Source organism: Nocardiopsis sp. NPDC057823 (assembly GCF_042797335.1).
GTDB classification, from domain to species: Bacteria; Actinomycetota; Actinomycetes; order Streptosporangiales; family Streptosporangiaceae; genus Nocardiopsis; species Nocardiopsis changdeensis.
Window position 1 is genome coordinate 1 of sequence record NZ_JBHVLR010000013.1, and the last position, 23,029, is coordinate 23,029.

Sequence of the window (23,029 nt, forward strand, 5' to 3'; positions counted from 1 at the left end):
CCACCGACAACGCCTTCTTCGCCTGCTCCTGCCCGATCACATACGAATCCAGGAACTCGTAGATCTCCCGCGGCTTGGGCAACGCATCCCAGGAGAGCTCGGTGGAGTCGGCGAGCTCCTCCTCGATGATCTCGTTGCAGAGGTCGATGCACTCATCGCAGATGTAGACGCCGGGGCCGGCGATGAGCTTCTTCACCTGCTTCTGGCTCTTGCCGCAGAACGAGCACTTCAGCAGGTCCCCGCCGTCGCCGATGCGTGCCACCCAGCCACTCCTCGAAACTAAGGCCGCCGATGCCGCGTACCGCGGCGGTGCGGGGTCCGATACCCCGCACCCGTCCGTTCACGGACGGGCGATCCGTGTGTCGCTCTTTCGCCAGACTAAGCGAAAAACCGGACCGGCTTCACCACCGGGCCCTTCCGGGCGGGTTGGCGGCCGGTCCGGTCGACGCCTTCTCGACCTGTGCCCGCAGGGTCTACTTGTTCAGGGAGGCCTTGCGGTAAGGGAGCACGAAGTCGATGATGCCGTAATCCTTGGCCTCCTCGGCCGTGAGGATCTTGTCGCGCTCGATGTCCTTGGACACCTGCTCGGGCGTGCGGCCCGTGTGCCGCGCCAGGGTGGTCTCCAGCTGGGTGCGGATCCGGGTGATCTCGTTGGCCTGGATCTCGATGTCGCTGGCCTGGCCGTGCATGCCCTCGGTGGCGGGCTGGTGGATCAGGATGCGGGCGTTGGGCAGCGCGCCCCGCTTGCCCTTGGTCCCGCCGGCCAGCAGGATCGCCGCGGCGGAGGCGGCCTGGCCGATGCACACCGTCTGGATGTCCGGGCGGACGAACTGCATGGTGTCGTAGATCGCCATGAGCGAGGTGAACGACCCGCCGGGCGAGTTGATGTACATCTGGATGTCGCGCTCGGAGTCGAGCTGCTCCAGCGTGATGAGCTGCGCCATCAGGTCGTTGGCCGACGTGTCGTCGATCTGCACGCCGACGAAGATGATCCGCTCCTCGAAGAGCTTGTTGTACGGATTCATCTCCTTGACGCCGTAGGACGTCCGCTCCACGTAGGACGGCAGGACGTAGCGGCCCTGGGGAGACATCGGGGCCGTGCCGCCGATAAAGGGATTGAACTCGGTCATTTCACGCCTTCCACGCTTCCACGCACTACGCCGATCCCGGCACCGCCGGGTCGGGCGGGGTCACCGTGCCGGTCCCGGGTGCTCCGGGACCCGACGGTTCCGATCACCGACCGATCGCTAGCCGCGATCCTGGGCCACGTCGAGCGTGCCCTCCAGGACCTCGTCGATGAAGCCGTAGTCCTTGGCCTCCTGCGCGGTGAACCAGCGGTCGCGGTCGGCGTCCTTCTCGATCTGCTCGACCGTCTGACCGGTGTGCTCGGAGATCTTCTCGATGAACATCTTCTTCACGTACAGCAGCTGGTCCGCGAGGATGCGGATGTCGGAGGCGGTGCCCCCGATGCCGCCGGACGGCTGGTGCATCATGACCCGGGTGTGCGGCAGCGCGTAGCGCTTGCCGGGGGCACCGGCGCACAGGAGCATCTGGCCCATCGAGGCGGCCATGCCGATGCCCACGGTGCGGACGTCGTTGGGGATGTACTGCATCACGTCGTAGATCGCCATGCCCGCGGTCACGGAACCGCCGGGCGAGTTGATGTACAGGGTGATGTCCCGCTGGCGGTCCTCCGCGGACAGCAGCAGGAGCTCGCCCACCAGGCGGTTGGCGATCTCGTCGTCGACCTGCTGGCCGAGGAAAACGATTCGCTGGCGCAACAGGCGCTGAGGCGTCTGCTCAAGAAAAGGGGAAAACTGCGGCTCCGACGTACGAGCGTCGAATCGCGAGGACTCATCAAAGATCGGCGGCACTCTCGTCACCTGCTCCGGAATCGAAACGGTTGCGATACAGCGACACTAACGCCGACCGACACCGGGGTTGCACGGATACCGTGCCTGTTCGCTTTGAGCGCAGGGTGACGCAAGCCCGGCAGGCCCTGTTCTCCCGAAGGCGAACAAGAACGCGGTCGGGAGCGGGAATAACGGGCGCTCCGGTGCCGCACCGCACCGCCCGAACCCCCTCGGAGCCCGGTCGGCGCGGCCCGGGGAAAGCGGCGGGCCCCGCCCGACCCGGGAGGGTCGTGCGGGGCCCGTGAGCGCTCGGCGCGGCGGCCGGGGCTACTTGGCCTCGTCGGCCTTGGCCTCGGTGTCCTTGGCGTCCTCGGTCGCCTCGGCCGCGGGGGCCTCCTCGGCGTCCTCCAGGACCTCCAGGCCCTCGGCCGCGGCAGCGGCCTCGGCGGCGGCCTTGGCCGACTTCTCCTCGGCGGTCTCCTGCTCGATGACGTTGCCGTCCTCGTCGGTGACCTTCGCGGAGGACAGCACCAGGTCCATGGCCTTGCCGCGGACGACCTCGGTGAAGGCGACGCGGATCTGGTTGGACTGCACCAGGTGCTGGGCCAGCTGGTCCGGGCTGACGCCCATGCGCTGGGCCTGCTCGAACACGTACTGGCTGAGCTCGCCCTGGTCGGCGCTCAGGTCCTCCTGGATGGCCAGCTGGTCGAGGATGAACCCGGCCTTGACCGCGGAGCGGGCGCCGGTGGTCAGCTCCTCCTCGAACTCCTCCTCGGTCTTCTCCTGCGACTCGAGGTAGGCCTCCTTGGTGAGGCCGCTCTGCGCGAGCTGCTGCTCCAGGCTCTCGCGGCGGCGCTGGATCTCCTCGTCGACGACCGCGTCGGGCAGCGGCAGCTCGATCGACTCGATCAGCTTCTCCAGGGCCTTGTCACGGGCGGAGGACAGCTGCTGGAGGCGGCGCACCTCGGTCATGCGCTTGCGCACGTCCCCGCGCAGCTCGTCGATGGTGTCGAACTCGCTGGCCAGCTGGGCGAACTCGTCGTCCAGCTCGGGCAGCTCCTTCACCTTGACGCTGTGCACGGTGACGGTGACGTCCGCCTCCTTGCCCTCGTGCTCGCCGCCCACCAGGGTGGTGGTGAAGGTGGCCTCGGCACCGGCCTCCATGCCGCGCAGGGTCTCGTCGAGGCCCTCCAGCATGGTGTTGGTGCCGACCTCGTAGGAGTAGCCGCTCACGGCGACGTCCTCGAGCTTCTCACCGTCGATGGCGGCGGACAGGTCGATGGAGACGTGGTCCCCGTCCTCGACCGGGCGCTCGGCGCCGACCAGGGTCGAGAAGCGCTCGCGCAGGAAGCCGAGCTGCTCGTCGATCTGCTCCTCGGTGACCTCGGCGCTGTCGACGGTCACCTCGATCCCCTTGTAGTCGGCGACCTCGAACTTGGGGCGGACGTCGACCTCGGCCGTGAAGGCGAGCTCGTCGTTGTCCTCCAGCTTGGTGACCTCCACGTCGGGCTGGCCGAGCGCGAAGATCTCCTCCTTCTGGATGGCCTCGTTGTAGAGCTCGGGAACGGCGTGGTTGACCGCTTCGCTGATCACAGCGCCGCGACCGACGTAACGGTCGATCAGTCGCGCCGGCGCCTTGCCCGGGCGGAAGCCCTTGATCCGAACCTGCTTCGCGAGCGACTTGTAGGTCACGTCGAAAGCGTGATCGAGCTCCTCGAAGGGCACCTCGATGGTCAGCTTGACCCGGGTCGGGCTCAGCTCCTCGACAACGGTCTTCACGGGGCGGTACTCCTAGGTTTGCCGGCTGGTGTCCGCGTCGGCCCGCAGGCGCACCACACAACGGCGAATGCACGCGTGCACCCCCGCCCGATCTGACGATCTCCGGCGACGGGGTGCCCTGCGACGGGCTGGGACTTACAGTTTCCTGCTGATCGCACCAAGTCTAGGGCAGATGCGCAGGGGGCCACCGCGCACGGCCGGAGCCGCCGCCGTGGCCGGTTTCGTCGGGGTGGCGGGATTCGAACCCGCGGCCTCATGCTCCCAAAGCATGCGCGCTAACCAAGCTGCGCCACACCCCGTGCGCCTGCTCCCCGAACACCGTGTTCGGCTCCGGGTTCCCGGCACGGACCGAACACGCCGCCCGCACGGACCCGGGAAAGGGGTGTGCGACCAACGCTGCGGAGACTGTAGTCTTGTCCCCGTCGGCTCAACGAGTCTAGAGGAAACTCGAAGGCTCCGGCGCCACGCGGGCGTAGTTCAATGGTAGAACCCCAGCCTTCCAAGCTGGTCATGCGAGTTCGATTCTCGTCGCCCGCTCTTCACACTGCGGGGGCCGGTGCGCGAGCACCGGCCCCCGCCGTCGTGCGCGGCCCCAGCGGACCGGTCCGGGTGAACTCCCCCACAGGGCCGAACACCGTTCGGGCCCGGAGGCGGAATACCCGGCCCGACCGGGTACGTTGACCTTTCGGGCGGGGTCGCCGACGAGACCGGACACGGGCACCCCTGTGAGGATCGGGTGACTGGATGGCGGACACGGGCACGGGTACTGCGCTGAGCACACGCTGGTTCGAGCGGCCGGAGGGGCTGGAGCGCCCCGCCGTCGTCACCGGGGTCTTCGACGTCCTGCACGTCGGCCACATCCGCTTCCTCCAAGCCATCGCCGACCGCGGCCTGCCCCTGGTCGTCGGCATCGAGTGCGACGAGCGCGTCCGCGCCTGGAAGGGGCCCGGACGCCCGGTCAACCCGGCCGAGGAGCGCGCCGAGACCATCGCCGCCCTGGGCTGCGTGGCCGGCTCCTTCATCATCGACGGCCCCCCCGGGGTGGCCGACTGGTCGGCCTACGCCGAGGTCCTGCGGCCGCTGGCCCCGGCGGCCCTGGCCTTCACCGCCGGAGACCGCTACACCCGCGCCAAGATCCTGGGCGCCGAGGCGCTGGACGCCCTCGCCTGGGAGCTGCCCTTCACCCCCGGCCGCTCCACCACCGCGGCGCTGGGCAGGCTCGCCCGAGCCCTCTGAGCACCCCGGACGCCTCGGGAAGCGGTGGGCGCGGACGGTTGTTGACCCACGCGTAACGCGAATCGAGGCCCGTATGACCATGATGTCCGGTCGGCCCTCCTACAGGGCCCTGGTCAACGACGGAAGCGCCCGGGGGCAGGCACTGCCCCCCGGCATCACCCGTCGCATCATCTCCTACGCCCGCCCCCACTGGCGGGCGATACTTCTGTTCCTGCTCGTGACGTCGGTCGGCGCCGCCATCGTGGTGGCCAACCCGCTGCTGCTCAAGGCGATCATCGACCGGGGCATCGTCGCGGGGAACCGCCCCCTGGTGATCGGCCTGGCCGCCGCCGCGGGCGGCCTGGCCCTGCTGGAGGGCGCGCTCGCGCTGACCGGCCGGTGGCTGTCCGCCCGCATCGGCGAGGGCGTCATCTACCTGCTGCGCACGCAGGTCTTCACCCACGTGCAGAAGATGCCGCTGGCGTTCTTCACCCGCACCCAGACCGGCTCGCTGATCAGCCGGCTGAACACCGACGTGGTCGGCGCCCAGCGGGCGATCACCTCGGTCCTGCAGTCGGTGGTGTCCAACCTGGTGAGCGCCACCGCCGTGATCATCACCATGCTGGCGCTGTCCTGGCAGGTGACCCTGCTGGCGCTGGCGCTGGTACCGCTGTTCCTCATCCCCGCCAAGCTGATCGGCCGCAGGCTGGCGCACATCTCGCGGGACGCCATGGACACCAACGCCGACATGAGCTCCCTGATGACGGAGCGGTTCAACGTCGGCGGCGCCATGCTGGTCAAGCTGTACGGCCGCCCGCGGGACGAGGCCGACGGGTTCGCCCGCCGGGCCGGCCGGGTGCGCGACCTGGGCGTGCGCCAGGCCGTGTTCGGCGGCCTGCTGTTCACGATGCTGGGCACCGTCACCGCGCTGGCCACCGCGATGGTCTACGGCGTCGGGGGCCTGCTGGCCGTGGACGGCGCGTTCGAGGTCGGCACCCTGGTGGCGCTGACCACGCTGATGGTGCGCCTGTACGGGCCGGTGACGAGCCTGTCCAACGTGCACGTGGAGATCATGACCGCGCTGGTGTCGTTCGACCGGGTCTTCGAGATCCTGGACCTGGACCCCGCGATCAAGGAGTCCCCGGACGCCAGGCCGATCCCGCGGGGCCCGGTGGGGGTGGAGTTCGACAACGTGTCGTTCCGCTACCCGGGCGCCGAGGAGACCTCGGTGGCGTCGCTGGAACTGAACCCGCAGGGGCGCGGCTCCGACGACACCCAGGTGCTGAGCGGGGTGTCGCTGCGGGCCGAGCCCGGGACGATGGTGGCCCTGGTGGGCCCCTCCGGCGCGGGCAAGACGACGCTGACGCACCTGGTGTCGCGGCTGTACGACCCGACCGAGGGTGCGGTGCGCGTCGGCGGGCTGGACCTGCGCGAGGCCACCTCCGACTCGCTGCGCGAGGCCGTGGGAGTGGTCACCCAGGACGCCCAGCTGTTCCACGACACGGTGGGCGCGAACCTGCGCTATGCCAAGCCCGACGCCACCGACGAGGAGATGGAGGCGGCGCTGCGGATGGCGCGGCTGGGCCCGCTGCTGGAGCAGCTGCCCGACGGGCTGGACACGATGGTGGGCGACCGCGGCTACCGGCTGTCGGGCGGCGAGAAGCAGCGTCTGGCGATCGCCCGGCTGCTGCTGCGCTCGCCGTCGGTGGTGGTGCTGGACGAGGCCACCGCGCACCTGGACTCGGAGTCGGAGGCGGCGGTGCAGGAGGCGCTGGCCGAGGCCCTGTCCGGGCGCACCTCCCTGGTGATCGCGCACCGGCTGGCGACGGTGCGCGAGGCCGACCAGATCCTGGTCCTGGAGGACGGGCGGATCCTGGAGCGGGGCACCCACGAGGAGCTGCTGGGCCGGGGCGGCCTGTACACGGCGCTGTACCGGACCCAGTTCGCGCCGCAGGACCACTGACGGGACCCGGGGGCGGGCGCCGCGCTACTTCTTCTTGCGGCGCTCGTCCTTCTTCCGGCCCTTCTTCTTCCCGTCCTTCTCCCCCTTGCCCTTCTTCCCGGGCCGGCGGGAGGCCTTCTCGGCCTTGCGCTCCTTCGCCTTCCTGCGCTCCTTCTCCATGGCCTTGGCCTTCTTGGGCCGCTTGCGCTTCTTGGGCTTCTTGGCGTCCTTGGAGGTGACGTGGTCGGCCAGGACGTCGGGGAGCGGGGCCAGGCCCGGGCCGCCCTCGAAGATCCAGTCGTCGAGGGCGTCGAGGAGCCCCTCCTCGGTCATCTCCCCGAGCCACACGGGCCGCCCCCCGGCGGCGTGGCCCTTCTGGGAGGGCTGCACGACCACCACGTTGGCCTGGAAGCAGATGCCCAGGCACTTGCTGGTGCGGACCGGGACGGTGCGGCCGGCGTGGTCGTCGATGGCGGACAGGCGGGCGAGCTGGGCCTTGTGGTCGACGCCCGGGACCTTCTTCTTCGTCCCGCAGCAGCAGCCGCGGCAGACCGTGAGCCGGCAGGGCCGCCCGTCGATCTCGCCCACACCGTCCTCCTCACCCGAACCTTAGGTTCGCCTTACCTCATCAGCCTCAGGGTAACCCGCCTCCGGACCGCTCTGACCAGCGGGGACGTCGAACGGCCGCCAGGTCTCGGGAAGCCCTGCGGTCTCGGACCCCCCGTCCCAGCCCGCCTCCCACAGGAACGGCAGCCCCGCCGCCACCAGCGGCCACCGGTGGTCCATCAGCTGCATCCGAAGCTGCGGCTCGGTGCACGCCCCCGAGTTGCCGCAGCGGGCGATCAGGGCGCCCGCCGCCACCCGGTCCCCTCGGCGGACCCCGACGGAGCCCTTCCGCAGGTGGCCCAGCAGCACGTACGCGCCGCCGACGTCGATGACCACGTGGTTGCCCAGCAGGCCCGCCGGGCCGCGCAGCTCGCGCAGCGTGTTCTCCAGGACCGAGCCCAGCAGCCACGGCCAGGAGTTGCGGCTGCGGTGGTCGCGGCTCCGGTCGTGCACGGCGACCACGACCCCGTCGGCGGGCGCGTAGACGGGCCTCCCGAACGCGGGGAAGTCCTCCGGGGGGCGGCTCAGCGGCCGCCACCCGATGTCGGGCCGGGTCCCGTCCTCGGCGACCAGCCCCAGGGCGTGGGTCTGCCCGTAGGCGTGGGCCCCCTGGCTGGGGACCGCGTCCACCGGGCTCGTCAGCGCCATCCAGCGCCCCCGCACCGGGGGCCGCAGCACCCGCGGGGCGCAGCGGACGGTGCCCAGGCGCAGGTACACGGCCAGCGCGACGGCGAACAGGGACCAGCCCGCCCACCACGACAGGCCGGCGTACCCGGCGAGCAGAGCGGCGCCCGCGGCCCACATGAGGGGGACGCGGACTCGGGCCAGGGCGACCTGGAAACGGGTCGGGGCGGGATCGGGCATCTCCATATTGTGGACGCCCGGTCCCGCCCCGCCGAACCGTGTTACCGCTCCCTGTTCTCCCGGGCACGCTTGCGCAGGTAGTCGGTGGCGGCGTCGGCCCCCTTGTCGATCTTGTCGTCATGGGCGCCGCCGGTCGCCTTCTTGGCGGCGTTCGCGGCCTTGCCGACCAGCCCCTCGACCTTGTCGGCGTTGTCGTCGACGGCCTTCCTCAGTTTGTCGAACGCATCTCCGGCACCGGACATGGATTCCCCCCTCAGGTCCGTCCTGCACCCAAGGCGATACCCGGTGTCACGCCGGTTATGCCCCCGTGTCATATGTGCAGGATGAGCCGAGCGACCGAGAAGTAGATGATCAGGCCGGTGGCGTCCACCAGGGTCGCCACCATCGGCGAGGACACCACGGCCGGGTCCACGCCCACCTTGCGGGCCAGCAGCGGCATCGACGAGCCGATGATCGCCGCCCAGGTGCAGATGGCGATGACCGAGCAGGCCACCACCACGGCGACCTGGAACCCGACCAGCAGGGCGCCGATGGCCAGCGCCAGGCCGGCCAGCATCACGCCGAGCAGCAGCCCGACCCGGGCCTCCTTCCAGATGACCTGGGGCAGGTCTCGGACCCGCACCTCGCCGACGGCCAGGGCGCGCACGATCGCGGTGGCGGACTGGGCGCCGACGTTGCCGCCGGTGCCGATGAGCATCGGCACGAACACCGCCAGCGCCGTGACCTCCTCCAGGGTGGCCTCGAAGACCTGCATCACGTTGACGGTGAGGGTGGCGGCCACGATGAGCAGCATGAGCCACACCGAGCGGGCGCCGACCAGGCGCAGCACCCCGACGCTGACGTAGTGGTCGCCGACGGGGCTGGCACCGGACTGGCGGGCCATGTCCTCGGAGTCCGCCGCCTCGATGAGCTCCAGGGCGTCGTCGAAGGTCAGCAGGCCCACGAACCGGTCCTCGGAGTCGACCACCGGCAGGGAGACCAGGTTGGCCTCCTGCATCAGGCGGGCGGCGTCCTCGGCCGGGTGGGTGGCCCGCACCTGCGGGGCCAGGACGTCCACGATGTCCTTGAGCAGCCGGGCGTCGTCGTTGACGACCAGGTCGCCCAGGGTTACGGTGCCGACCAGGCGGCGGCCGTCGGTGACCACGGGGAGCGTGTAGATGGTCTCGGCGTCGGCTCCTTTGGCACGGACGATCTCCAGGGCGCGGCCCACGGTGAGGTCGCGGTGCAGGACGACCGTCTCGGGCGTCATGAACCGGCCGACGGCGTCCTCGGGGTAGCCCAGCAGCGCCGCCGTCATCCGGCGCTCCGCGGGGCTGAGGCCGGCCAGGGCGCGGGTGGCGATCTTGGCCGGGGCCTCCCCGATGAGGCGGGCCCGGTCGTCGGGGTCCATCTCCTCCAGGAGCTCGTGGAAGGCGCTGTCGCGCAGGCCCAGGAGGATGGCCTGCTGCTGGCCGGGGTCGAGTTCCTCGAAGACCTCCAGCTCGCGGTCCTTGTCCAGGAGCCGGAAGGGGATGATCGCCTGCCTGCCCGCCATGCGGGCGAGCTCGTCGGCGATCTCGTAGGGCCTATGTTCGGCCAACCAGAGCCGGATTCCCGTCAGGTCGTTGTTCTCGACCAGTTCGGTGAGTTCTTCAGCGCGCTCGCCTTCTGACATGCGAAGCACCCCCTCGCGTTCTCCTCCGCCCGCAGGGCACGGCCGCGGGCGACACCGGTTGCGTATGACGGCTCCGGGTCCCGTCGTCACTGGTGTGGTGGACCGCGCGGAGTCGGCGCCGGGGATGGGGAGGGCGCGCACGGGTATCCGGGGACGTGTACGGGGACGGCCGCCGTACGCGGGACGGGGAGCACCCCGAACCTTACCCGTCCGGGGGCCGCGCACGGGTCCGCCGCCCCGTCCGGGGGTGTCGCCGGGGGTCAGTCGCGCCAGAGGACGACCAGGGCGCAGTCGTCGTTCTTGTCCTTGCTGAGGGCGTCGACCATCTTCCCGGCACCGGTCGAGAAACCCCTGGTCACCAGGGTCTCGGCCGCGCCGAGCAGGCGGTCGATGCCGGCGTCGAGGTCCTCGCCGGGGGTCTCGATGAGGCCGTCCGTGTAGAGCATGAGGGCGTCGCCGGGCCGCAGGCGGCCGCGGACCGAGGTGTAGGTCATCTCCGGGATGACGCCCAGGACCACGCCCTTGGCCTCGGTGGTGGTCCAGGAGCCGGTACCGGCGTCGTAGTGGACCGCGGGCGGGTGCCCGGCGGAGGCGATGCTGTACTCGCCGGTGGACAGGTCCACACTGAGGTGGACGGCGGTGACGAATCCCTCACCGCCGCCGGTGCGCATGAGGTAGTCGTTGCAGTGGGCGAGGAAGTCCTTGGTGGGCACCGCGCCGATAAGCCCGCTGAAGGCGCCCGAGAGCATCAGGGCGCGGGTCCCGGCGTCGACGCCCTTGCCGGAGACGTCGACCACGGCGATGTCCAGCCGGTCGCCGTCGCGGTCGGAGACGACGAAGTCGCCGCCGAAGGAGGAGCCCCCGGCCTGGCGCAGGACGGCGGTGCGGCCCCAGCCGGACGGCAGCCCGGGCAGCCGGCCCTGCTGGCGCAGCCGGTCGCGCAGGTCGAGGAGCATCATCTCGCCGCTCAGGCCCTGCACGCCCAGGCGTTCGCGCACGCCCGACAGCAGGTAGGACAGCACCGCGGTGACGCCGATGGTGACCAGCAGCCCGGGGCCGACCTGCCCGAAGTCGAGCATGAAGGCGACGAAGACCAGGACGGCCGCGACCACGGCGAGCAGGGCCGCCAGGCTCTTGCGCTTGAGCAGCAGGCCGCCGGCCAGGACGGTGAGGATGGTGGAGCTGGGCGGGAACCACCCGGCCGGGCCCCAGACGGCGCCGACGCCGATGCCGACGGCCAGGGTGACCAGGGTGATCAGGACGAGCCGGTAGCGGAAGAGCACCTTGCGCCGGAGGACCGCGACGATCCGCTGCGCGGTGGTGCGCAGCAGTCGGGCGGCCTTGGCGTTCGGTGTGGGCTTCATCAATCCTCTGTGCGGGCGCGCCCGCCCGTGGGGGTTCGGTCTCGGTCGGCTCGGGTGGCCCGTGCCGCGACCGTGGCGGTCCGGCGGGGCTCCGGCGCCGTCCCCGGCTCGGGACGTGCGACGGGCTGAGGGCGGTGTGGGGACCCGCCCGCGGTCGTGGCGGCGGGCCGAGGGCACCGCCGGGCGGCGGCCGGGACGGAACCGAGCCGCTGTGCACGAACTGTAGCGCGGGGGATGTCCGACTGGCACGTGCATCCGTCGGTGTTCTCCCCCATAATCGAGGGTTTGGGATCAGCCCAAACCCGTTCCCGGGGCCCCGTACGCGGACGCCCCCGCCCGGGTTCACGGGCGGGGGCGCTCGGTTCCCGGCGGGGCCGGGAGGGGTCCTCAGGGCAGGGGTGGGAGCTCGCCGGTCTCCTCGTAGGCGCTCAGCATCGCGATGCGGCGGGTGTGCCGCTCCTCGTCGCTGTAGGGCGTGGCCAGGAAGACCTCGACGAAGCGCGTGGCCTCGTCCAGGGTGTGCATCCGGCCGCCGATGCCGAGCACGTTGGCGTCGTTGTGCTCGCGCGCCAGCCGGGCGGTGTCCTCGCTCCAGGCCAGGGCGGCGCGGACGCCCGCGACCTTGTTCGCGGCGATCTGCTCGCCGTTGCCTGAGCCGCCGATGACGATGCCCAGCGCACCGGGGTCGGCGGCGACGCCCTCGGCGGCGCGCAGGACGAAGGGCGGGTAGTCGTCCACCGCGTCGTAGGCGAAGGGCCCGGCGTCGACGACCTCGTGGCCGCGCTCCTTCAGCCAGGAGACGAGGTGTTCTTTGAGCTCGTAGCCCGCATGATCTGATCCAAGGTAAACACGCACGGACACAGTGTCGCAGGTCGCCGGGGCGGGGATGCACGACGCCCCGCCCGTCGAGGGGACGGGCGGGGCGTCGGACGCGTCTGTGACCGAGGGTCAGGCGGCGCCTGCGGCGGCCGCGACGCTCAGACCCAGCACGGCGAAGAGGGCCATGGAGGCGATCGCGATCACGTTGCTGATCACGATCATCTTGATGTCCTTGCCGAGGGGTCCTGCCTTGGAGACCGCGGGCTTGTTGCTCAACTCACACCTCGATTGGGTTCGACCAGGGATGACCAGTCGGAATTTTTCCACACCCCTCAACGCGATTCTCACCGGGGCCGATTCCTGGTATGAACCGTTCCGGCCCGTGAGTCCTGACACACCGGCCGGTCACATCTGCACGGCCTTGATCTCGCAGAACTCCTCCAGGCCGGGGAGTCCCCACTCGCGCCCGTTGCCGGAGCGCTTGTAGCCGCCGAAGGGGGCGCGGGGGTTGAGCGCGCCGCCGTTGAGCTCCACCTGCCCGGCCCGCAGGCGGCGGGCGACCGCCAGGCCGCGTTCGGGGTCGCCCGACCACACCGCGGCGCTGAGGCCGTAGTCGGTGTCGTTGGCGATGGCCACGGCCTCCTCCTCGGTGTCGTAGGGGATGAGGACCAGGACCGGCCCGAAGATCTCCTCCCGGGCGATGCGCATGTCGTTGCCGACGTCGGCGAAGACCGTGGGGCGCACGTGGTAGCCCGGCCCCTCGACGGGCTCGGGGCCGCCGGCGACCAGGCGGGCGCCCTCCCGGACGCCGAGCTCGATGTAGGAGCGGACCTTGTCGAGCTGGGCCGCGGAGACCAGCGGGCCCAGCCGGGTGGACTCCTCCTTGGGGTCGCCCGGGACGTATTTGGCGGCGGCCTGCGCGGCCAGGGCGACGGCCTCCTCGTAGGAGTCGCGGTGGACGAGCATGCGGGTGAGGGCGTTGCAGCTCTGGCCGGTGTTGCGCATGACGTCGGCGACGCCGCGCTTGACGGCGGCGGTGAGGTCGGCGTCGGGCAGGATCACGTTGGGCGACTTGCCGCCCAGCTCCAGGGCGACCCGCTTGACGGTCTCGGCGGCCACCTGGGAGACGCGCACGCCCGCGCGGGTGGAGCCGGTGAACGAGACCATGTCGACGCCCGGGTGGGCGGCGATGGCCTCGCCGACGACCGGGCCGGTGCCCGAGACCAGGTTGAACACGCCCGCGGGCAGGCCCGCGTCGTGGAACACCTCGGCCAGGGCGTAGGCGCTCAGCGGGGCGACCTCGCTGGGCTTGAGGACGACCGTGTTGCCCGCCAGCAGGGCGGGCACGACCTTGAGCACGATCTGGTGCAGCGGGTAGTTCCACGGCGTGATGGCGCCCACCACGCCGACCGGCTCGCGGACGATGAGCGAGTTGCCCAGCTTCTCGCCTTCGAAGTAGCGCTCGCCGGTCTCCTCGACCAGGTCGATGTAGGTCCGGAACATGAGCGCGGGCAGGCCCGCCTGCACGCTGCGGGAGAACTTGACCGGCGCGCCCATGTCGCGGGTGAGCAGGGCGGCGATGTCGTCGATGCGCTCGTTGAAGAGGTCCAGCGCGTGGGCGAGGTGGGTGACGCGGCGGCCGGGGGCCAGGGCCGACCAGGCCGGGAGGGCGGCCGCCGCGGCCGCGACCGCGGCGTCGACGTCCTTGGGGTCCCCGGCCGGAACGGTGTCGATGACCTGCTCGGTCGCCGGGTCGATCACGTCCAGGGCCTCGTCGGAGGCGGAGTCGCGCCAGGCGCCGTCGATGTAGAGGGATCGCATGCCCCCACTGTCGCAGAACCGGATTCGGTCGGCCAGTGCGGGAGGCACGACCGGTGGACCCGCCGATGACGGCCGGGCCGGGCCCGGTCCCCCGGCGCCGGCGCGGAGCCCCCGGCCGCGGGGCCCTCAGTCCCAGTGCGGGGGGCGCTCGGCGATCAGGCGGTCGGTGGAGTCGTCGGAGACGTCGTCGTCCCAGCCCAGCGCGCCCTCGTCGGAGGTGGTGTCGGGCAGGACGTCGAGGTCGTCGAGGAACTCGACCCTGCGTTCGTCGTCGGGTTCGGGCACGGCCGGTCCTTCCGTCGTCGTGGGCGGCCGCCGCCGCGGCCCCCTCCAGTGTGCACCCGCGCGCACCCCGGATCGCGCCGCGCCCGGGGACCGGGCGCGGCGCGCCGACGTGCCGTTCCGCCGCGCTCCCGCGTCAGTCGAAGACCGGGCCGCGGGTGCGGGTGCGCTTGAGCTCGAAGAAGCCCTCGGTGCCGGCGACCAGGCGGACGCCGTCCCAGAGCCTCCCCGCCTCCTCCCCACGGGGGATGGGGGTGATGACCGGGCCGAAGAACGCGACGTCCTCGACCTGGACGACGGGTGTGCCCACGTCCTCGCCGACCAGCTTCATGGCCTCGGCGTGGGAGGCGCGCAGGGCCTCGTCGTACTCGGTGGACCCGCCGGCCTCCGCCAGGTCCCCGGGCAGGCCCGCGTCGGCCAGGGCGGCGCGGATCGTCTCGTCGGTGCGGGGCTCGTCGTTGTTGTGGAAGCGGGTGCCCAGAGCGGTGTACAGGGCGCCCAGGACCTCGGCCCCGAAGCGCTGCTCGGCGGCGATGCACACGCGCACCGCGGACCAGGACCGGTCCAGCAGCTCGCGGTAGTCCTCGGGGAGGTCACGGCCCTCGTTGAGGACGCCCAGGCTCATCACGTGCCAGCGCACCCGCACCGGCCGGACCTTCTCGACCTCCAGCAGCCAACGGGAGGTGATCCAGGCCCAGGGGCAGGCCGGATCGAACCACATGTCCGCGTAGGCGATGTCCTGCTCGCCCGCGTCCGCGGCGGTCTGCGTCATGGAGTGCTCCTCGCAAAGAGTCGGGGCGGCGCCCCGCAGGGGTCGACGTAGCGCTACAACCTTCGATTTCGGTTGCGCATTCCGACCCCGTGCGTGGCAGGATCGGAGCCGAATCGACAACCGATCCACCGGCCCCGACGACGCCCCGCCCAGAGGAGTTCCCCCGGCCCGCGCCGTCGTCCCCGGTGAAGCGATCCGGCCGGCGACGACGGCGGCCGTGGAGGGAGCGTGGCGTGGCAGGGAACCTGACCCGGGACGAGGCTCGGGAGCGGGCGCGCATTCTGAGCGTCGACTCCTACGAGGTGACACTCGACCTCACCACCGGGGACGAGACCTTCCGGTCCACCACCGTGGTCCGCTTCTCCTCTTCGGAGCCGGGTGCGCGGACGTTCGTGGAGCTGGCGGCGCCCCGGGTGCTGTCGGCGACGCTGAACGGGGCGGAGCTCGACCCGGCCGGGCTGTTCGACGGCGAGCGCCTGACGCTGCCGGAGGTGGCCGCCGACAACGAGCTGACCGTGGTGGCCGACGCCGCCTACATGCGCACCGGCGAGGGCCTGCACCGGTTCGTGGACCCGGTGGACGACTCGGTGTACCTGTACACCCAGTTCGAGACCGCCGACGCGCACCGCATGTTCGCGTGCTTCGACCAGCCGGACCTGAAGGCGACGTTCGAGCTGACCGTGTTCGCGCCGCCGTCGTGGACCGTGGTCTCCAACAGCGCGCCCGACGTGACGCGCGAGGCGGCCGGCGAGGAGCGGGTGCGCTGGCACTTCCCCGCCACGAAGCGCATGTCCACCTACATCACGGCGCTGGTCGCCGGCCCGTACCACGAGGTGCGCGACACCCACGACGGCATCGACCTGGGCCTCTTCTGCCGGGCCTCGCTGGCCGAGCACCTGGACTCCGAGGCCCTGTTCGAGGTCACCAGGCAGGGCTTCGACTTCTTCCACGGCCTGTTCGGGGTCCGCTACGCCTTCGGCAAGTACGACCAGCTGTTCGTGCCGGAGTTCAACGCGGGCGCCATGGAGAACGCGGGCGCCGTCACGTTCCTGGAGGACTACGTCTTCCGCTCCCGGGTGACCGACGCCCGCTACGAGCGGCGCGCCGAGACGATCCTGCACGAGATGGCGCACATGTGGTTCGGCGACCTGGTCACCATGCGCTGGTGGGACGACCTGTGGCTGAACGAGTCCTTCGCCACCTACGCCAGCGTGTACTGCCAGGCCAACGCCACCAAGTGGACGGACGCCTGGACCACGTTCGCGAACGTGGAGAAGTCCTGGGCGCTGCGCCAGGACCAGCTGCCCTCCACCCACCCGATCGCCGCCGACATGGTCGACATCCAGGCGGTCGAGGTGAACTTCGACGGCATCACCTACGCCAAGGGCGCCTCGGTGCTCAAGCAGCTGGCGGCGTACGTGGGCGTGGACGCGTTCTTCGCGGGCGTGCGCGCCTACTTCCAGGAGTTCGCCTTCGGCAACACCGAGCTGAAGGACCTGCTCAAGCACCTGGAGGCGGCCTCCGGCCGGGACCTGTCGGGCTGGTCGCGCGAGTGGCTGGAGACCACCGGCGTCAACACGATGCGCCCGGACTTCGAGGTGGACGCGAACGGGGACTTCACCTCGTTCGCGGTGATCCAGGAGGCGGCCCCCGAGCACCCGACGCTGCGCTCGCACCGGCTGGCGATCGGCCTGTACGACCGCACCGGGGACGGCATCGTGCGCCGCGACCGGGTGGAGCTGGACGTCAGCGGCGCCCGCACCGAGGTGCCGGAGCTGGTCGGCAAGGCCCGCCCCGACCTGGTCCTCATCAACGACGACGACCTGACCTTCACCAAGATCCGGCTGGACGAGCGGTCCCTGGCCACGGTCGTGGACGGCATCGGGGGCATCCGGGAGTCCCTGCCCCGCGCGCTGGCCTTCGGCGCCGCCTGGGACATGACCCGCGACGGCGAGATGCCCGCCCGCGACTACGTGGACCTGGTCATCTCCGGCATCGACGGCGTGGACGACGTCATGGTCGCCCAGACGCTGCTGCGCCAGGCCGTCTCCGCCCTGCACAACTACGCCGACCCGGCGTGGCGCCCGTTCGGCTTCGAGAAGCTGTCGGAGCGCCTGCGCGAGCTGCTGACGACCGCCGAGCCCGGCGGCGACCTGCAGCTGGCCTACGTCAACGCGCTGGCCTCCAGCGCGGTCGGCGACGCCCACCTGTCCCTGCTCCGGGGGCTGCTGGACGGCGCGATCACCGTGGACGGCCTGGTGGTGGACACCGAGCTGCGGTGGACCCTGCTGCGCCGCCTGGTGGCCACCGGCAAGGCGGGCGAGGAGGAGATCGACGCCGAGCTGAAGAACGACGCGACGGCCGCCGGGCAGCGGCACGCCGCCGGCGCGCGGGCGGCGATCCCGACCGCGGCGGCCAAGGCCGCGGCCTGGGACCGCATCGTGGGCGAGGAGCTGGCCAACGCCGAGTTCCGGTCGGTGCTGCTGGGCTTCGTGGAGCCGGGCCAGGCCGACCTGTACCGGCCCTACGTGGAGAAGTACTTCGCGCAGCTGGCCCCGGCCTGGGAGAAGTGGACCGGCGAGTTCGCGCAGACCTTCGCCGAGTTCATGTACCCGGGCGGCCTCGTGGAGGAGGCGACGATCGAGCGCACCGACGCCTACATCGCCGAGAACTCCCCCGCCCCCGCCCTGCGGCGCCTGCTGGTGGAGGGGCGTGCCGGGGTGGAGCGGGCGCTGAAGGCCCGCGCCGTGGACATCGCCGCCGGCGAGGCCCGCTAGCCGCGTCGACGCGACGGAGGCGACGGGCCCGGGGACGTCCTCCCCGGGCCCGTCCCGTGTCCGGAACCCCGCGGGCCGGGCGCTACAGGGTGCGGCCGTGCCCGTCGCCGAGCGGGCCCAGGGTGCGGCGGATGCGCGACACCATGCGCGGGTCCGCGAGCAGCTCGTCCACCAGGACGGGCTCGCCCTCGCCGTTGGTCAGCGGGATCCGCCAGTTCGGGTACTCGGTGCTGGTGCCCGGCTGGTTCTGCATGCGCCGTTCCCCCACCACGTCGGTGAGCGCCACCCCCACCATCCGGGCCGGGGTCGCCATGAGGTAGGCGTGCATGGCGGTGACCACGGCGGCCGGGTCGGCCAGCGGGTCGGCGTCCTCCTCCAGCAGCCCCAGCTCCACGAGCAGGGCCCGCCAGCGCTCCACCCGGGCCTCGGCGTCGGCCCGCTCCTCCTCCACCGGCCGGGACAGCAGCCCCAGCCGGTCGCGCAGCTCGACGTGCTCGGCGGACAGGAACGACGCCACCGGGGGCAGGTCGTGGGTGGCGACCGTGGCCAGGCAGTCGGTGCGCCAGTCGCCGGGCGGGCGCGGGGAGCCGTCGGCCCCCTGCTCGAACCAGAGCACCGAGGTGCCCAGGATGCCGCGGTCGGACAGGTGGTCGCGCACCCAGGGCTCGACGGTGCCCAGGTCCTCGCCGATGACGACGGCGTCGGCCCGGCGCGCGGCCAGCAGCAGGGCGCCGACGGTGCCCTCGTGGTCGAAGGAGACGTAGGTGCCCTGGTCGGCGGAGGCGCCCTCGGGCACGCACCACAGGCGGAACAGGCCCATGATGTGGTCGATGCGCACCCCTCCGGAGTGGCGCAGGGCCTGGCCCAGGATCTGGCGCAGCGGCCCGTAGCCGCGTTCGGCCAGGCGGCGCGGGTGCCAGGGCGGCTGCCCCCAGTCCTGGCCCAGGCTGTTGAACTCGTCGGGCGGGGCGCCCACGTGCAGTCCCTGGACGAGGGCGTCGCCGAACATCCAGGCGTCGGCGCCGCCCGCCTGCACGCCGATGGCGAGGTCGTGCACGACGCCCGTGCCCATGCCGCCCATGCGTGCGGTGGTCTGGGCCTGGGCGAGCTGCTCGTCCAGGACCCACTGGAGCCAGCGGTGGAACTCCACCAGGGGCCAGCGGTCCAGGGCGGCCCGGCCCACGGCGTCGTCGGTGACGTCGCGCAGGTGCGCGGGCCAGGTCCGGTGGTCAGGGCCGTACTCCTCCGCCAGCGCCGACCAGGTGGCGAACTCCACCAGGGGGCGGCCCTCGCGTTCGAGGTAGGTGCGCAGCGCGGCCTCGCGGCCCGGTGCCCGGGGCACCTGGAAGAGGATCTCCAGGGCGGCCCGCTTGGCCTCCCAGACGGCGTCGCGGTCGAGCAGGTCCGCCGTGCGGCCGCGTTCGCGCAGCGGCCGGGCCAGGCGCTGGATGCCCTCGCGCTGGGCGGGGTCCAGCCGGGAGTACTCCGGGACGTCCTCGATGCGGATGTACAGGGGGCTCGCGTAGCGGCGGCTGACCGGCAGGTACGGGGAGGGCTCCACCGGGGCGACGGGCTCGGTGGCGTGCACCGGGTTGATGAGGACGAAGTCGGCGCCCAGGTCGCGGGCGCTCCAGTCCGAGATCTCGGCGAGGTCGCGCAGGTCGCCGATGCCCCAGGAGGCCCGGGAGCGGACGCTGTAGAGCTGGGTCATGACCCCCCACAGGCGCGGGTTCTCGCGCAGGGCGGTGGGGTCGATCCGGTCGGGGACCACCAGCAGGGGCGCGTCGTGCTCCGTGCCGCGGTGGGTGACGCGCAGTGTGTGAACGCCCAGGGGCAGGCCCTGGTCGAAGGGCAGCAGGGAGCCGTCGGCGGTCTCGACGGTGCTGTGCACCCCCTCGGGGAGCACCGGGTCGGGCGCCTTGCCCTCGCGCAGGACGACCGCGGGAGGGAGCAGGTCGGGCTCCCGGTCCGGCGGCTCCCGGTCCGGGTCGGCGCCCAGTGCGGCCAGGACATGGCGGATGACGTCGGGGTCGACCGGGACCCTGCGCCCCCGCCAGTCCTCGTAGCTCGTCGCGACACCGTACTGCTCGGCCACACGGGCCAGCTGAACGTCCCTCACAGAAACCGATCATGCCCTAACGGGGACTCCGTACACCGCAAGGACGGGCCGGTACCGGCCGGTGGACGCCCGGTAACAGCCGTCCCGTGGGGGAAAGCGGCGATCATTCCGGGCGCGGCCGGGCGCGTCGCGGGCCCCGGCCCGGCGGGCGGGGGTGACACGCCGTCGAGCGCAGGGCCATGACACCGGTCGTATCGATAATCGGATGGCCCCCGACCTGCACTCTCTGCATAATCTTGGAGTGTGCTCGCCAACTATCGCCGGCTCTTCGCCGTCCCCCATGTGCTGTCCCTGCTGGCCTGGTCCCTGACCGCGCGCTTCTACACCCCGGGTCTGATGATCGCGGTCACCTTCCTGGTGGTCGACTGGACCGGCTCCTACTCGCTGGCGGGCCTGGTGGCGGGCGCGTTCACGCTGGGGATGGCGCTGGTGGGGCCGGTGCGCGGGCGGATGGCGGACAAGGGCGGCACCGACCGGCTGGTGCTGGTGTGCGGTGTGGTGTTCACGGTGGGCCTGCTGGCGCTGACGTGGCTGCCGGGATCGCTGTGGTGGGTGTCCATCCCGCTGGCGCTCGGGACCGGCCTGTTCGGCACCCCCGCGAACCAGATCGTGCGGGCCCTGTGGCCGCGGCTCACCCGCGGCCCGGAGCGGCAGGCGATCTACGCGGCCGAGGCCACCACGCAGGAGCTGCTGTTCGTCTTCTGCCCCATCCTGACCGCCGGTGTCGTGGCCTTCGCCGGAGCGCGCTGGGCGCTGGTGATGCTCGCCGTGCTGGGCCTGCTGGGCGCGCTGGGCTTCGCCCTGGCGCTGCGCCGGGCCGGGGTGACCGGACCGGCCCCCGTGGAGGCCGGGACGGCGCCGGAGCCGACCGGGCCGCGGCGCAGCCTGCTGCGCCGGCCCGCCCTGGTGGTGCTGTTCGTGATGTGCCTGCTGATGGTCAGCGGGATCATGGGCGTGGACATGGCCATCGTGGCCTGGGCCAACGAACTGGACGCTCCGCACCTGGTGATGGTGCTGGCGTCGGTGTGGGCGCTGGGCTCGCTGGTGGGCGGCGCGATCGCGGGCGGCCTGCGGGGCAGGCCCCGGCTGGTGCGGCGCTCGTTCGCCTCTGCGGCGGGCGTGGCGGTGCTGCTCCCGTTCACGCCGCCGCTGGTGGAGCTGTCCACCCCGCTGTGGGTCACACCGCTGCTGTTCCTGTCGGGCCTGGCGATCGCGCCGACGCTGGCCGCCACGATGGGGCGGCTGGGCGACTTGGCCCCCGCCGACCGGCGGGCCGAGGCGTTCGGGTGGATGGCCACGGCCCTGGGCACGGGCGGCGCGGTCGCCGGTCCGCTGGCGGGCGCGCTGATCGACCTCATGGGGATCACGGGCGGAGTGCTCGGAGCGACCGTGCTGGTGACGGTGGCGGCGCTGCTGAGCGCGTTCGTCCCCCAGGCCCCGGACGAGGCGTCCGACGGCGGGGCCGCGGACACGGTCCCGGCGGAGGTCTCCGGGATCGCCGAGGCCGCGCCGCCGGCGGGCGCGGCCGGACTGGTCGCCCCCGTGGCGGAGTCGGGCCCGGGCGCGGCCCCCGGGTCCCCGGCCGGGCGGCCGGCGGACTGACCCGCGGCCGGGGGTCGGCCGTCCGCGCTCAGTCGTGCCAGACCGGGGGGACCCGGTCGGCCCAGGGCCGTGCCCGCTCCAGCTGCGCCGCCAGGGAGAGCAGCAGCGGTTCGCCGCCCATCCGGCCGGTGACCATGGAGCCGATGGGCGCGCCGTCGGGGGCGTGGTGCAGGGGCACGCTCATGGACGGCTGACCGGTGACGTTGAAGACCGACGTGAACGGGGTGAACGCGGTCATCCGCCGGAACTCCTCCTCCGGGCCGTCCCCGGCGAAGTACCCGACGGGCACCGGGGGCTGCGCCAGCACCGGGGTGACCACCGCGTCGTAGGGCTCGGTGGCGGCCATCCACGAGCGGACGCCGCGCTGGAGGCGGGCGCAGGCGGCGATGTACTCGGGGACCGGGAGGGCCCGGGCGCGTTCGCGCAGCCAGCGGTTGAGCTCCCCGAGTTCGGGCTCGCGCTCGGCCGGGACCGGCGTGGCCGAGGCCATGGCGGCCCAGATGACGGCGAAGTCGTCGCTGAAGGTGCCGCCGAAGTGGGCGTCGCCGGGCTCGGGGATCTCCTCGACCTCGTGGCCCAGGTCGGCGAGCAGGCGCAGGGTGGACTCGTGGGCGGCCAGCACGTCGGGGTGGACGGGCAGCCCGGCCGAGCCGGTGTGGGCGTAGTGGCCGATGCGCAGCCGTCCCGGCTCGCGCCGGACGTGGTCGGCGAACGTCTCGCCGGGCGGCAGCGGCGGGGCCGTGTAGTAGTCGCCGGGGCGGTTCCCGGACATGGTGTCGAGCATCAGCGCGGCGTCGGCGACGTGGCGGGTGAGGGGGCCGCTGGTGGACAGGCCGGCGAGGTCGGGCTTGACCGGGGCGCCGGAGATGCGGCCCCGCGTGGGCTTGAGGCCGAAGAGCCCGCAGACCGAGGCCGGGATGCGGATGGACCCGCCGCCGTCGCTCGCGTGCGCGACCGGGGCCAGCCCGGCGGCCACGGCCACCGCGGCGCCGCCGCTGGAGCCGCCCGGGGACAGCTCCGGGTTCCAGGGGTTGCGGGCGGGCGGGGCGACGTCGTTCTCGGTGTAGCAGCTGGACCCGAACTCGGGGGTGTTGGTCTTGCCGGGGAAGACGGCCCCGGCGGCGCGCAGCCGGGCGACGGTGTCGGAGTCGATGGGGGCGGTGTTGTCGGCCAGGACACGGGAGCCGTAGGTGGCCCGGACCCCGGCGAGGAGGTCGAGGTCCTTGATGGGGACGGGGACCCCGAGCAGTGGGGGCAGGCTCTCCGGCGTGTCGCTCATCACACGTTTCTCGGCATATTGGGCCTGTTCCAAAGCTTTTTCCGCTATGACCGTAATGTAGGCCCCATAGCCGGGGTCATGGCGCTCGGTCCGGGCCAGAACGTGCTCTGTGATCTCACGAGGGGACAGTTCACGACTGCGGACCATCGCGGCGAGGCGGCGGGCCGGAAGGTCATGCATCTGGGTCATACCGACCCAGATTAGCGGGCACGCCAACGGGCACCACGAGAGGTGGAACCCAAGTTCTCTGGAGAGGTCGACAGAAAACCAATCATTCCCCG

The 23,029-nt window shown here is 72.2% G+C and carries 20 protein-coding genes and 2 tRNA genes; 5 read left to right on the top strand and 17 right to left on the bottom strand.

Annotation, left to right across the window (positions count from 1 at the left end; genetic code table 11):
• The 5 genes from ACFVNO_RS20355 to ACFVNO_RS20375 form a co-directional block, all read right to left on the bottom strand.
• Positions 1–262: ClpX C4-type zinc finger protein (locus ACFVNO_RS20355; protein WP_355261858.1), on the bottom strand; the 262-nt coding region annotated here is incomplete at its 3' end.
• A 211-nt stretch (positions 263–473) separates the two neighbouring features.
• Positions 474–1,130 carry an ATP-dependent Clp protease proteolytic subunit gene (locus ACFVNO_RS20360; RefSeq protein ID WP_220559618.1) on the bottom strand — a complete coding sequence of 219 codons (657 nt, stop codon included), beginning with the start codon at positions 1,128–1,130 and terminating at the stop codon, positions 474–476.
• A gap of 117 nt (positions 1,131–1,247) precedes the next feature.
• A complete protein-coding gene (locus ACFVNO_RS20365; protein ID WP_220559617.1) occupies positions 1,248–1,874 on the bottom strand; it encodes a ClpP family protease in 627 nt (208 codons plus the stop codon).
• 306 nt (positions 1,875–2,180) lie between these two features.
• Positions 2,181–3,632: a trigger factor gene (tig, locus tag ACFVNO_RS20370; RefSeq protein WP_355261863.1), complete on the bottom strand. Its 1,452-nt coding sequence runs from the start codon at positions 3,630–3,632 to the stop codon at positions 2,181–2,183.
• A 224-nt stretch (positions 3,633–3,856) separates the two neighbouring features.
• Positions 3,857–3,931 (bottom strand) — tRNA-Pro (locus tag ACFVNO_RS20375).
• Positions 3,932–4,098: 167 nt separating this feature from the next.
• On the opposite strand from ACFVNO_RS20375, the gene ACFVNO_RS20380 reads away from it, so the two are divergent.
• The 3 genes from ACFVNO_RS20380 (at position 4,099) to ACFVNO_RS20390 (ending at position 6,810) form a co-directional block, all read left to right on the top strand.
• Positions 4,099–4,169: transfer RNA gene (locus ACFVNO_RS20380), tRNA-Gly, on the top strand.
• 207 nt (positions 4,170–4,376) lie between these two features.
• The gene (locus tag ACFVNO_RS20385) at positions 4,377–4,868 is read left to right on the top strand and encodes an adenylyltransferase/cytidyltransferase family protein (protein ID WP_355261866.1); all 492 of its coding nucleotides are present in this window, start codon (positions 4,377–4,379) and stop codon (positions 4,866–4,868) included.
• Between the two features lie 79 nt (positions 4,869–4,947).
• On the top strand, positions 4,948–6,810 hold the full coding sequence (locus ACFVNO_RS20390; RefSeq protein WP_355262444.1) for an ABC transporter ATP-binding protein: 1,863 nt from the start codon (positions 4,948–4,950) through the stop codon (positions 6,808–6,810).
• Positions 6,811–6,834: 24 nt separating this feature from the next.
• On the opposite strand, the gene ACFVNO_RS20395 is transcribed toward ACFVNO_RS20390, so the two are convergent.
• The 10 genes from ACFVNO_RS20395 to ACFVNO_RS20440 form a co-directional block, all read right to left on the bottom strand.
• Positions 6,835–7,377: a (2Fe-2S) ferredoxin domain-containing protein gene (locus ACFVNO_RS20395; RefSeq protein WP_378894702.1), complete on the bottom strand. Its 543-nt coding sequence runs from the start codon at positions 7,375–7,377 to the stop codon at positions 6,835–6,837.
• 21 nt (positions 7,378–7,398) lie between these two features.
• On the bottom strand, positions 7,399–8,259 hold the full coding sequence (locus tag ACFVNO_RS20400) for a M23 family metallopeptidase (RefSeq protein ID WP_378894705.1): 861 nt from the start codon (positions 8,257–8,259) through the stop codon (positions 7,399–7,401).
• 41 nt (positions 8,260–8,300) lie between these two features.
• Positions 8,301–8,501 (bottom strand): antitoxin, encoded by a 201-nt coding sequence (locus ACFVNO_RS20405; protein WP_355261875.1) that lies wholly within the window; start codon positions 8,499–8,501, stop codon positions 8,301–8,303.
• Between the two features lie 68 nt (positions 8,502–8,569).
• Positions 8,570–9,913 carry a magnesium transporter gene (gene mgtE, locus ACFVNO_RS20410; protein ID WP_355261878.1) on the bottom strand — a complete coding sequence of 448 codons (1,344 nt, stop codon included), beginning with the start codon at positions 9,911–9,913 and terminating at the stop codon, positions 8,570–8,572.
• 260 nt (positions 9,914–10,173) lie between these two features.
• The gene (locus tag ACFVNO_RS20415) at positions 10,174–11,277 is read right to left on the bottom strand and encodes a PP2C family protein-serine/threonine phosphatase (RefSeq protein ID WP_355261881.1); all 1,104 of its coding nucleotides are present in this window, start codon (positions 11,275–11,277) and stop codon (positions 10,174–10,176) included.
• A gap of 387 nt (positions 11,278–11,664) precedes the next feature.
• Positions 11,665–12,132 (bottom strand): ribose-5-phosphate isomerase, encoded by a 468-nt coding sequence (locus ACFVNO_RS20420; protein WP_220559608.1) that lies wholly within the window; start codon positions 12,130–12,132, stop codon positions 11,665–11,667.
• 93 nt (positions 12,133–12,225) lie between these two features.
• Positions 12,226–12,372, bottom strand: a complete 147-nt coding sequence (locus ACFVNO_RS20425) for a hypothetical protein (protein WP_220559607.1) — start codon at positions 12,370–12,372, stop codon at positions 12,226–12,228.
• Positions 12,373–12,501: 129 nt separating this feature from the next.
• Positions 12,502–13,917: an aldehyde dehydrogenase family protein gene (locus ACFVNO_RS20430; RefSeq protein ID WP_220559606.1), complete on the bottom strand. Its 1,416-nt coding sequence runs from the start codon at positions 13,915–13,917 to the stop codon at positions 12,502–12,504.
• A 126-nt stretch (positions 13,918–14,043) separates the two neighbouring features.
• On the bottom strand, positions 14,044–14,202 hold the full coding sequence (locus ACFVNO_RS20435; protein WP_378894712.1) for a hypothetical protein: 159 nt from the start codon (positions 14,200–14,202) through the stop codon (positions 14,044–14,046).
• 133 nt (positions 14,203–14,335) lie between these two features.
• The gene (locus tag ACFVNO_RS20440; RefSeq protein WP_378894715.1) at positions 14,336–14,971 is read right to left on the bottom strand and encodes a DsbA family protein; all 636 of its coding nucleotides are present in this window, start codon (positions 14,969–14,971) and stop codon (positions 14,336–14,338) included.
• 233 nt (positions 14,972–15,204) lie between these two features.
• Here ACFVNO_RS20440 and pepN point away from each other — a divergent pair, with 233 nt between their 5' ends.
• A complete protein-coding gene (pepN, locus tag ACFVNO_RS20445; RefSeq protein ID WP_378894718.1) occupies positions 15,205–17,748 on the top strand; it encodes an aminopeptidase N in 2,544 nt (847 codons plus the stop codon).
• A gap of 82 nt (positions 17,749–17,830) precedes the next feature.
• On the opposite strand, the gene malQ is transcribed toward pepN, so the two are convergent.
• Complete coding sequence (malQ, locus tag ACFVNO_RS20450) at positions 17,831–19,867, bottom strand: 4-alpha-glucanotransferase (RefSeq protein WP_378894721.1); 2,037 nt, start codon at positions 19,865–19,867, stop codon at positions 17,831–17,833.
• Positions 19,868–20,110: 243 nt separating this feature from the next.
• Between malQ and ACFVNO_RS20455 the strand changes: the two genes are divergently transcribed.
• Positions 20,111–21,469: an MFS transporter gene (locus ACFVNO_RS20455; protein WP_378894724.1), complete on the top strand. Its 1,359-nt coding sequence runs from the start codon at positions 20,111–20,113 to the stop codon at positions 21,467–21,469.
• 28 nt (positions 21,470–21,497) lie between these two features.
• Here ACFVNO_RS20455 and ACFVNO_RS20460 read toward each other — a convergent pair whose 3' ends face one another.
• A complete protein-coding gene (locus tag ACFVNO_RS20460; RefSeq protein ID WP_378894727.1) occupies positions 21,498–22,937 on the bottom strand; it encodes an amidase in 1,440 nt (479 codons plus the stop codon).
• Positions 22,938–23,029 lie beyond the last annotated feature (92 nt).